This window comes from Roseobacter sp. MH60115 (assembly GCF_015644665.1).
In the GTDB taxonomy this organism is placed as follows: Bacteria; Pseudomonadota; Alphaproteobacteria; order Rhodobacterales; family Rhodobacteraceae; genus Roseobacter.
The window spans coordinates 74,316-85,056 of sequence record NZ_JADOBQ010000008.1; the positions used below are offsets into that span (position 1 = coordinate 74,316).

The 10,741-nt window shown below is 62.4% G+C and carries 11 protein-coding genes; 1 reads left to right on the forward strand and 10 read right to left on the reverse strand.

Annotation, left to right across the window (positions count from 1 at the left end):
- Positions 1–96: 96 nt before the first annotated feature.
- The 8 genes from ISX84_RS20500 to ISX84_RS20535 all read right to left on the reverse strand — a co-directional run bounded on the left by ISX84_RS20500 (position 97) and on the right by ISX84_RS20535 (position 7,487).
- Complete coding sequence (locus tag ISX84_RS20500) at positions 97–495, reverse strand: GFA family protein (RefSeq protein ID WP_195822275.1); 399 nt, start codon at positions 493–495, stop codon at positions 97–99.
- A gap of 347 nt (positions 496–842) precedes the next feature.
- Entirely contained in the window at positions 843–1,277 is a 435-nt protein-coding gene (locus tag ISX84_RS20505) for a DUF6691 family protein (protein WP_195822276.1), read from the reverse strand.
- Between the two features lie 3 nt (positions 1,278–1,280).
- Positions 1,281–1,718, reverse strand: a complete 438-nt coding sequence (locus ISX84_RS20510) for a YeeE/YedE family protein (RefSeq protein WP_195822277.1) — start codon at positions 1,716–1,718, stop codon at positions 1,281–1,283.
- 112 nt (positions 1,719–1,830) lie between these two features.
- Positions 1,831–2,505: a Crp/Fnr family transcriptional regulator gene (locus ISX84_RS20515; RefSeq protein WP_195822278.1), complete on the reverse strand. Its 675-nt coding sequence runs from the start codon at positions 2,503–2,505 to the stop codon at positions 1,831–1,833.
- Between the two features lie 143 nt (positions 2,506–2,648).
- A complete protein-coding gene (locus ISX84_RS20520) occupies positions 2,649–2,843 on the reverse strand; it encodes a YgaP family membrane protein (RefSeq protein WP_195822279.1) in 195 nt (64 codons plus the stop codon).
- Between the two features lie 182 nt (positions 2,844–3,025).
- The gene (locus ISX84_RS20525; protein ID WP_195822280.1) at positions 3,026–4,249 is read right to left on the reverse strand and encodes a helix-turn-helix transcriptional regulator; all 1,224 of its coding nucleotides are present in this window, start codon (positions 4,247–4,249) and stop codon (positions 3,026–3,028) included.
- A gap of 84 nt (positions 4,250–4,333) precedes the next feature.
- Positions 4,334–6,262, reverse strand: a complete 1,929-nt coding sequence (locus ISX84_RS20530) for a serine hydrolase (protein ID WP_195822281.1) — start codon at positions 6,260–6,262, stop codon at positions 4,334–4,336.
- A gap of 202 nt (positions 6,263–6,464) precedes the next feature.
- Positions 6,465–7,487 (reverse strand): permease, encoded by a 1,023-nt coding sequence (locus tag ISX84_RS20535; protein ID WP_195822282.1) that lies wholly within the window; start codon positions 7,485–7,487, stop codon positions 6,465–6,467.
- Positions 7,488–7,573: 86 nt separating this feature from the next.
- Between ISX84_RS20535 and ISX84_RS20540 the strand changes: the two genes are divergently transcribed.
- Positions 7,574–8,434 (forward strand): LysR family transcriptional regulator, encoded by an 861-nt coding sequence (locus tag ISX84_RS20540; protein ID WP_195822283.1) that lies wholly within the window; start codon positions 7,574–7,576, stop codon positions 8,432–8,434.
- Between the two features lie 208 nt (positions 8,435–8,642).
- On the opposite strand, the gene kynU is transcribed toward ISX84_RS20540, so the two are convergent.
- Together kynU and ISX84_RS20550 are read right to left on the reverse strand one after the other, a co-directional pair.
- The gene (kynU, locus tag ISX84_RS20545) at positions 8,643–9,830 is read right to left on the reverse strand and encodes a kynureninase (RefSeq protein WP_195822284.1); all 1,188 of its coding nucleotides are present in this window, start codon (positions 9,828–9,830) and stop codon (positions 8,643–8,645) included.
- Positions 9,830–10,663 carry a tryptophan 2,3-dioxygenase gene (locus tag ISX84_RS20550; protein ID WP_195822285.1) on the reverse strand — a complete coding sequence of 278 codons (834 nt, stop codon included), beginning with the start codon at positions 10,661–10,663 and terminating at the stop codon, positions 9,830–9,832. Before ISX84_RS20550 ends, kynU begins: the two co-directional genes overlap by 1 nt.
- Between the last annotated feature and the right edge of the window lie 78 nt (positions 10,664–10,741).

The window sequence follows — 10,741 nt, forward strand, 5'->3', positions numbered from 1 at the left end:
TAAGAAGCGGTACGCAGATCTCCGGAATGCACTTCGATTTTTAGCCACAGTTTAGACAATACCCTGTCGCGCCCCGTTACCGCGCGCGTCCGTGTGTCACGACGGGGTCGGATGCCCGTCAAATTGTTTGGCGTTGTCGCAGATATCGTACCAGGACGGCTTTTCCGACACGAACTCGTGAAACCGGTTTGTCACCGCCAGATCGCCATCCAGCGCATTTGCCGCAATCGGGAAACTGTCATCCTCGGACAGGATTTCACCCAAGGAGGTACCACAGGTTTTGCAGAAGCATCTGTTGTATTTATAGGGTTCGACAGGTTGGAAAACGGCGATGTGTTCCTTGCCCTGAACCCATTTCAAATCGTCTTTCTTGATGAAAACGATCACGCTCGCCCCCAGCTTGCGACACCTCGAACAATGGCAGGTGCCCATCATCGAGGGCTCGGCCAAAAGCTCGAACTTCACCGCCCCACAGCAACAGCTTCCCTTGATCATCGGTGCACCTCTCCCTGTAAAACACGTCGCTTTAAAACAGAACATTACAGGAACATTAATAATTGAACAAGGATGCATTTGCCTGCAATCCGGTCCTGGCCATGGGACCGACCGATGCGATTGCCCGCAGCAAGAGGGCACCATAGACGCCGCTTGTCTTCGGCGTCGACAAAAGAAAAAGACGAGGGCCAGACACAGCTCCACCGCTCCGGCCCGTGCTGATCACAGCCACCCCAGCCGTGTCTACATGCGCCCATCTGTCTGCCTCCGACCCTTGGCCAAGGCTTTTGAAACACCACGACTGGCCGTCGTGCAAAAGGTCGGCGGGTCTGCTGCCATAGGGCGCGTTACGCAGCGCTGTGCCGGAGGGCCGCGCGGTGCTGAACCGCTTTAGCGACCAGAATCCCGCAGACAAGCGCCGCGACGAAGACAAACACTTCAATCCTGGCGGTCCCAAGCGCTGGCAGCGCACCACCCGGACAAAAACCCGCGATCCCCCAGCCGACGCCAAAGACCGCGGAGCCAAGCAACAGGCGCGCGTCCAGATCCGCCCGTTTGGGGAGCTGAAAAGCGGGGGCCAGCAGCGGTGCGGACCGCCGCAGCACCAGCCGGTACCCGATGAAAGTGACGATCAGCGCGCCGCCCATGACAAAGGCAAGGCTCGGGTCCCAGATCCCGGCAACGTCAAAGAAATTCGTGACTTTGGCAGGGTTCGCCATGCCCGAGATGGCAATGCCGATCCCAAAGATCAGACCCACACCGTAGCTTGCCAGCAGCCTCATCCCCTATCCTCCAATCCCATGTCGAATGATGAAAACGGTCACACCGGTGGCGACCATGAAGGTTACCGTTGCTGCAATCGACCGGGGCGACAGCCGCGCCATACCGCAGACCCCGTGCCCGGACGTGCAGCCCGCGCCATAGGTGACGCCGACCCCAACCAGAAAGCCGCCGATGATCAGCATGAGCAGGCTCACCGGCACCTGCACCGCCGGCATCTGCCCGGTCAGCGCAAAGACAAAAATCGGCCCGCTGATCATGCCGAGGATCAAGGCGGCGCGCCACGACCAGTCCGGCCACCCTTGCGGCACGATCAGGCCCGTCAGAACACCCGTGGCCCCCATGATGCGGCCCATCAGACCCATGAGCAGCACGGCCGCCGTGCCAATCAGCACGCCGCCTGCAAGCGATTGTATGGGGGTGAACTCTGTTTCGATCAGCATTCGGAGCGGCTCCGTGTTTCGATGGGTCCTGCGACGGGGGTCGCGCAGATGTTGAGAGCATTTTACCCAGCCGCCGCCCGGATCTCAGTGACATTGTCACCGACAGCCTACCCTATCCGTGGTTTTCCACCAGATTTTCCAGCGCGGGTCTGTCGCATATCGTGACCTTGCCACGCGATTGCTGCACCCAGCCGCGCCGCTGGAATTCCTGTAGCTGCCGCGACACCACCTCGCGGGCGGTGCCAAGCTCCACCGAGAGTTTCTGGTGCGTGGTCGCAATCGCGCCCGCCGCATCCGCCAGCGCGAGGAGACGCTGACCAAGGCGCACATCCATCCGCTGGAACGCCACCTCGTCCACCATCAGGAACAAATCGGTGATCCGCTTGGCGAAGGCTGCAAAGACAAACTCGCGAAAGGCTTTCGACCGGCTCACGAGGTCGTCAAACACCCGGCGTGGCACAGCCACCGCCCGTACCGCGGTCTCCGCAATTCCTTCGGCGGAATAATCCTCATAGGCCAGCAGACAGGCCGTGGTCAGCACGCAGCTCTCACCTGCATGGATCCGGTAGAGCACGATCTCGCGGCCCGTGTCGGAGACTTGCTGCACCCGCACCGTGCCCTCCAGCAGGAACAGCATGTTTTCGGGCGACTTGCCGGGTCCGAAGATGACCGTTTTGGGCGGCACCTCTACAAGGCCGCTTTGCGACAGCAGCAACTCCTTGGTATCCGGCGCAAGGCGGGAGAGGCCGGGAAACCGCTCGACCCAGGGTGTGCCCTGGCCGGTCATCGGGCACGACCTGCATCGGCCCTGCCCCGGGCCCTTGGCCTATGATGTCTGTTGCCGGTCCGTGTCATGATGCACCATCCATGAATGCCGCATCTTTGACAGGCTAAGCCGTTTGTTTCAACGTGTCCCGAGGGCGCAGGCGCCTAGCAATCCGAACAGGTCTTGAGACCGACGAGGCGGTAGATCGGGCAGAAGTTCACAAAGGCGGTGGCCACGAACACAAGACCGACCCAGCCCCAGAGCCCGATGGTCCCCATGAGCGCCAGAACCACCAGTGCCGCACCACCGACAAGGCGGATCACACGATCTGCTGTCCCGAGATTTCTTGAGAGTTGCATTGGATATCTCCTTCACTTGACTATTCGCTCTATCCCACAGACAGGCGGCAGGCTTCGGTGACATAGTCACCGACCTCTCATCACGAAACCGGCACCACCGCACCACCGGATGTGCGAAAAACAGACGGCCGTTGAAGCCACCTGCTCCGGCAGGATCAAACGCAACCGCTCACGCGGGGCGGTCATTGAGGCTGCTGTTGCTTTTCACCCGGTCCGCTCTTGCGGTATTGCGACGGGGTCATGTCGACCTCGTCCCGAAAGGCGCGGTAAAACACCGACCGCGAGTTGAAGCCGACGTCGTAAGTGATCGCGAGGATGGAATCATCGGTTGATCGCAGCTGCGCCTTTGCGGCTTCAACCCGGTGCTTGTTCACATAGTCGAAAAAACTGCGCCCCAGCTCTTCATTCAGCGCCTGCGAGACATAGTGTCGCTTGGCCCCGACCTTGTCGGCAAGATCCCACAGGGACAGATCCGGGTTCTGATAGAGCTGATCACGAGTCATCGCCGTCTCGATCCGGGCAGCAATCCGGGCAAGTGTCCTCGGATCAAGCCCGGATTTGCCGTATTTCCTGAATTCCGCCTGAGGGGTAGTGCGCGTTTCGGCGGCGCGGGCAGGGCTGCGTATGCCGGGCTGCTGGCGGGTACCCCAGATCGCGATCGCCCACAAAAGTGCGATCTGCGCAAAGGCACTGACGTAGAATGACCCTTCGGAGGCAACAAACCACGTCCAGCCACCGATTGCCTCCGCGAGGATGCCCAACAGGTTGAAGGTCCAGAACAGCGTAACGGCCCCGGTCAGGCACCAAATCCATCGAAGCTCCCGCCCGAGCGTGCTGGCGTAGAGATCCTTCAACCGCGTCCTGTAGATGAGCAGACGCCGGAGTGTCAGACCGGCGTAGGCAGGAAGGAGTGCGTAGAAAAGAATGGTCGCGGCCCAGAGACAGGCAACTGCCGCGCCCTGCAGGCTTTGCGCGCGCGCACCAAGAACAGGATGACCAAGGGCAATCTGTTGCGCCAACACAAAGAGATATACCGCACAGGCAAAGACAACCGGCAAGAGGTGCCATCTCAGCCGAAGTGGCACTTTCACCACGGTCGGATCAAATGTGAGCCGCCGGACGTAGAGCCAGAGCAGGAAGGGCTGAACCATGCTCATCGGCACCTCGATCAGTTCCAGCGCAATCTCCAGGACCGAGATGCCATCCCCGGGCAGAAGATGCTCCGCCGGAAGGGCCAGAAGCCGAAACACGTTCGACAGAAAGAACAGCCCCAGCGGCAGGCGGGTCCGCCGGAAGGGGCCCGGCAAAAGCAGCAGATGCGCGCAGAACGCCGATATCATCAGCAGCCCGACAGACAGCGCGAGACGCCAGGTCTCCAGATCGGATATGCCCTGAGTTGGGTCCATGTCACTCTCATCTTTCGGCGCGGTGGTTTCCGGGGACCTTGCGCCCCCGGAAAACGGCCTGGTGATGCCCCGGTCGTTCAGGGCTCAGAAAACGAAGGCGTCTTCGGTCAATTCGCAGGGCGATGCAAGAAAGAGGTCAATCTCGCTCTCTCCGTAGGAAATCTGCACAAAGCCGCGCCCGCGCGCGTCGATGGTCAGATCGTCAAACGCCAAGCCAGTTGCTGAGAAGTCCAGGACGTCCTCTTCCGGGTTGAAGCCAAAAATGCGGTCCTGCCCGGCGTCCGACTGGAAGACGAAAACATCCGCCCCCTGCCCGCCCCAGAGAAGATCGTTGCCGCGCCCGCCGTCCAGCGTGTCATCGCCCGCCCCGCCGCGCAGGTGGTCGCGATCCGCCCCGCCGGTCAGCAGATCGTCACCCGCACCCCCGGACAGCTGATCACGCCCGGTGCCGCCATCCAGGCGGTCGTCGCCGTCATCGCCGCGCAACAGATCGTTGCCAGCGCCACCTGAAAGCATGTCGTTGCCCTCACCGCCCTTCAGAAGGTCGCGACCCTCACCCCCGTCGAGACTGTCATCCCCCGCGCGTCCCAGCAGATAGTCTCGGCCCTCACCGCCCGATATCCGATCATCGCCGAAACCGCCTTTCAGATAGTCGTTGCCCTCCAATCCCAGCAGCTGGTTGTCCGCGTTGGCAGCATCCTCTGCGCTGCGCAGAACATCGAAATAATCCCGCCCGCCAGAGCCCACCCACAGGGTGGAGCCATCCTCGAAACTGATCCTGCCGGTGTCGAAGTCTTCCAATGCGCCCTCGAAGGCGAGCTTTGCGCCATCCAGCTCCAGAACTGTTTGGGGGTGACCGGTGACATCGACCCCCTCGCTCAGGGATACCTCGGCAGCCGATCCGGCGATCTCGAAGGTGTCCGCCTCCGGGTCGAAGTGTGCCCAGTGGTCATCCTTGAAGATGGCGGCAAAGGCCTGCACGAAAAGGTCAATCGGTTCGGCATTGGAATGGGTGGCCGCAACGGAGATGATCGTCCCGCTTTCGACATGCAGGAACGTCGCGGTGTTTGTGCCCAGCGTCCCGCCCTGAAAGCCGATCAGTTGCTGCCCGAAGACGATCCCGGAGGAGAGCCCATAGCTTTCACCGTTCAGGTCCGGTGTGCCATCCGGCGCGCGGAAATCGAGTATTTCGGCGAGCTGCTCCGGTGGCAGCAAGGTCTTGGACACCAGCAGCGCATCGAGAAACCGGATCATGTCGCCGGTCGTCGACACCACGCCCCCCGCCGCGCCAAAATGCATCGGCACGTCGGTGACCTCGATGTCCCGACCCAGACCGAGATCGGTGTAGGAGTGCAGCATCGTCTCGGACCCGTTGTGCGGGCCGAGGCTGCTGTTGGTCATTCCGGATGGCGCGAAAATCTGTGCATCCAGCACGGCCCCGAATTCCTGCCCGGTCACCGATTCCACCAGCTTCTGCAACAGCAGGAAGTTCGTGTTGGAGTATTCATAGGCCTGCCCGGGCGCGAAAGACCGCGGATGGTCCGACGTCAATTGCAGCAACGCATCGGGAAGCAGAGGGCGTGTCGGATCCGCCAGGAGAATCTCGATGAAAGCCGGAAGCCCCTCCTCCCCCGGTATCGTGTCGAAATCCGGGATGCCGGAGCGGTTGGCCAGCAGCTGGCGCACGGTGACGGTCTCGATGTTTGCGATGCCTTCCAGCCCAGCAATATCCATCTGATCGCTCAGCGGGGCGTCGAAATCGATCCGCCCCTCGGCGACAAGGTTCAGAACGACAACGCCGGTCATCATCTTGGTCTGGGAGCCAACCTGAAACTGGTGATCCGTGGTGGCGGCTTCGCCCGTGCTTTCGTCTGCGGTGCCGCGGGCGGTGGCAACGGACACCCCGCCGCGCGCAATCTCCATCACGACGGCGGGCGCGGGTGATGTTGCAAAGAAGGTGTCAATCGCTTTGTCCGGTGCCGTCTGCAGGGCGGATGGATCGAATGTCGACATTATGGGGTCCTTTTGTCCGTGTCTCGGGTCGAGTGGTTTCACTGACCCTGATGTGACACGACCGACGCCAGGGGGCGTCCGGGGCGACCGGGCAGGACAAAAATCAGCGTAGAACGCAGACGCCGAGGCGGAACGGGTTTGGGAAAGGGGCGATCAGACCTCTACAGTCTCGCTGAGGCCGTCGCATGTGGCAGAGCGGCTTTCAGACAACCCACTCAAAGACATACGCGGCCCCCAGCGACCCGAGGATTGCCAGCACCAGATAAAGAAAGAACGGTTTCGGCTTCAGAACCGGCGCGATCGCCATGGCGCCCCAGATGCTGACCACCCCGCCCGAGATCAGGAATGCCATCGCCGCCCCTTGCGACATGCCGTTGTCGATCAGACCACGGGTCAGGGGCAGGGCCGCGTAGCCGTCGATATAGGCGGGCGCGCCGACAAACACCGCCGCCGGGATTGCCCACCACTGATCCTCGCCGACATAGGCGGCAAGCGACCCCGGGGTGAGCGCTGCGTTGAGGGCGTATTCTGCCGCGAAGGCGGGGATCAGGCAGATCAGGATCAGACGCGATGTCGCGCGGAACTGGGCCCCGAACGCCGCCCGGCGGTCCGCTGTCTTCCAGACCTGCGGCGCGAACGGGCGGTCGTCGCCACAGCGGGACCGGGCCAGGCTTTGCGCAATCCCCCGGCTGCGCAATGCGGATTGTGCCCAAGCGCGCCCGGAAAAAAGCGCCGTGACACCGCCGCCGAAGACCCCGATGCCAAAGGCCGCCACGGTCTTGCCGATTGCGAAACTCATCCCGAGTGTTGCCGCTGTGGTCGCCAGCATGGCCGGGTCGGTGATCGGAGAGGACAGCCAGAACGCCATGATCGGGGCCAGCGGCACGCCCGCCGCCAGCAACCCCACCATCATTGGCAGCACGGTGACACCGCAGACCGGCGTGATGGCCCCGATCAGCGATGCGGCCATCACCGCCCGGAGCATTCTGGCCTCAAAGACGCCCGCGATCCGCGTGTCTGCGCCGCTCGCGATGATCCATGCCGCCAGAAAGATGCCCGGAATGACGATGGGGGCGACGGACAAGAGCCCCCAGAACACAAAGGCTGCGGCCCCCAGCGCGTGGCCCGGCCACAGAAGACTTGCGCCCCCTGCCAGCGCAGCCCCAAAGAGCAGGATGCCCTGCCGGCGCGTGAATTTCCGGGTTGGTATCGATTGGTCGATCATCGGCGTCTCCTTTGAGGCCGTAGACTAAATCCACCGAATAGCATATATGAAACGCATAGTTTTGATATCACCTATCGGAAAATCGAATGGAAAATCTGGATAGCGATCTCCTTCGGACCTTTGTCGCCGTCGCCCGGGCCGGGAGCGTGACCGAGGGTGCCGCGCGCATTCACCGGTCGCAGTCGGCCACGAGCATCCAGGTCAAGCGGCTGGAGCAGATCCTCGGCCACCCGGTGTTCGAACGGCACGGCCGGGGTGTCGTGCCCACCGAGGTCGGCAAGACCCTGCTGCCGATTGCCATAGATGTCGCCGCGCGCCTTGATGCCACCCTGCAACGGATTGCAAAAGGGCCGGTCGAAGGCAAGATCAGGCTGGGCGTGCCCGATGATCATGGGCGCGAGAGGCTCGCCCGCATTGTCGCGGATTTCAGTCGTGCCCAGCCCGGTGTCGAACTGGATGTCGTCTGCGCGATGAGCTCCGCCTTCCCCGAGGCCCTGCGGAAAGGTGCGCTCGATCTGGCGGTCTATGAGGTTGAAGCGCAGGCTGCGGGAGAGGAATTGCTGATGGAGGACCCGACGTGCTGGGTATCCTCCGCCACACGCGATCACGCCACCACCGATCCGCTGCCGGTTGCCCTCTTCGACAATGAGTGCTGGTGGCGCGACGCCGCCATCGCCTCGCTGGAGGCACAGGGGAAGCCCTACCGCGTTGTCTATTCCAGCCAGAGCGTTTCAGGCGTCATTGCCGCGGTCGAAGCCGGGATCGCGGTGGGTCTGCTCGGACGGTCGTCGCTCGCCCCGGGCCTGGTCGACATCAGCAACGGGATGGCCTTCGGACCGACACCGGTGTCGAAGCTTGTTCTGTCCAAGGCGACCTCCCCGGAGAACGCGGCCCTTGAGGCCATGTGCACCGCCATTCGCGCCGCGTTTCCCGCGCAGGGGTCGTGACGCACCGTCCCGTGCTCTCTACCTGCGCGCCCGACGCTCCCACCGACCCTTTTCTCATTGCCTGCGCGCCGCCCATGTCCTGATCGGGAGAAGCGTCGCGACTTGCAATTTCCATGCCTGAACCGCGAGCGTTCCTGTCCCAGTCTTGGCGGTCTTCGATCTTCTCAGGACGGCGACGCAGTCCAGAAATGGACAGGTCCCGGACCTCTCAGGTCACCTTTTTGGCCGCCGTATACGTCGGATCATCCCACAGCCTGTTGTCCAGCACGTCGGAGAGGATCTCCACCGCCGCGGTCACATCGGACGCATCCAGATAGAGCGGCGTGAAGCCGAACCGCATCACATCGGGCGCGCGGAAATCGCCGATCACGCCGCGATCAATCAGCGCCTGCATGGCGGCATAGCCGTGCTCGAACGCGAAAGACACCTGCGAGCCGCGCCGCGCGCCCTCGCGCGGGCTGATCAGGCTCAATGCCGGGCAGCGGTCTTCCACCTCTGCGATGAACTGCTCCGAAAGCGCCAGAGAGGCGGCGCGGATGTCCGCCATCTCCACGTCTTCCCAAAGCCGCAGTGCCTCTTCCAAAGCGGTCATCTGCAGCACCGGCGGTGTGCCCACGCGCATCCGTTCAATCGAGGGCGCGGGCGTGTAGGTCACATCAAATGCGAAGGGCGCGCTATGCCCCAGCCAGCCCGACAGCGCTGGCTCCGCTTGCTCTGTCAAATCCGGCCGCACGTAGATGAACGCCGGCGCGCCGGGACCGCCGTTGAGATATTTATAGGTGCAACCAACCGCGAATTCGCACCCTGCCTCGGTAACGTCAACCTCCAACGCGCCCGCGCTGTGCGCCAAATCCCAGATCATCACCGCGCCCGCGGCCTGCGCCTTTTTGGTGATGGCCGCCATGTCGTGTTTGCGCCCGGTGCGGTAATCCACCTCCGTCAGCATGACCACCGCGACATCGCTGGTCACGGCGTCCGCGACATCCTCAGGCGCCACTTTGCGCAGCTCGTACCCGGCGTCCTTCAGCCGGATGAGCCCTTCGGCCATGTAAAGATCGGTGGGAAAGTTGCCGGTGTCCGACAGGATCACCCGGCGGTCCGGACGCATCGCCAGCGCGGCAGACAGGGCCTGGAACACCTTGATCGAGAGCGTGTCACCCATGACGACGCTGCCTGCGGGCGCGCCGATAAAACGCCCCACCATGTCGCCCACGCGCGCCGGTTGGTCCATCCAACCACAGCCGTTCCAGCCGCGGATCAACGCCTGCCCCCACTCGTCAGTAACCGCCTGCTGCACCTTCTCCGCGACCCCTTTGGGCAGCGGCCCCAGCGAGTTTCCGTCGAGGTAAATCACGCCCTCGGGCATCTCGAACAGGTGCTTTTTCGGCAAACTCATCACAATCCTCCGCGCAGGTGCCACAGCTCGGGGAATAACTCCACTTCGAGCATGCGGCGCAAGTATTTCACGCCACTGGTACCGCCGGTGCCGCGTTTGAACCCGATGATCCGTTCCACCGTGGTCACGTGGTTGAACCGCCAGCGCCGGAAGTAATCTTCGAGATCAACCAGTTTTTCCGCCAGATCATAAAGCGTCCAATGCGCATGTGGATCCCTGTAGACCGTTGTCCAGGCATCCATGACCGCCGGGTCCGGCGCATGCGGCGTGTCCATGTGGAAAATCGCCGGGTCAAAGGTCGCGCCCACCTCCTTTTCCAACAGCCGCAGCGCCACATGGTAAAGCGAGGGCTGCGTCAGCTCATAGTCCAGCATCCGGTGCAGTTCCGTGCGATGCTCATGCACCTTCATCATCGCGCGGTTGCGGTTGCCGAGGATGAACTCGATCAGCCGGTATTGATGCGACTGGAACCCCGAGGATTGACCCAGATCCTCGCGAAAGGCGGTGTAATCGCTCGGCGTCATGGTGCGCAGCACATCCCACGCGTTGTTGAGCTGCTCAAAGATGCGCGCGACCCGCGACAGCATCTTGAAAACCTCCTGTGTCCTGCCCTGCAGCATCAGCGCACGCGCGGAACTCAATTCATGCAAGACCAGCCGCATCCACAGCTCCGACGTCTGGTGCTGCACGATGAACAGCATCTCGTCATGGGCATTGGACAGCGGCCTGGCCGCCCCGAGAATGCCGTCCATCCCCAGATAATCGCCATAGCTCATGTCCTTGGAAAAGGACATCTTGGCACCATCGTCTTCCGGATCATAGGCATCGGTCATCTGCGGGCCTTTCCTCTGCGCGGGGTGATGAACATGGGCCTCCTGTTCGCCAAATTCCTATGGTCGCGCCGCTTTTAT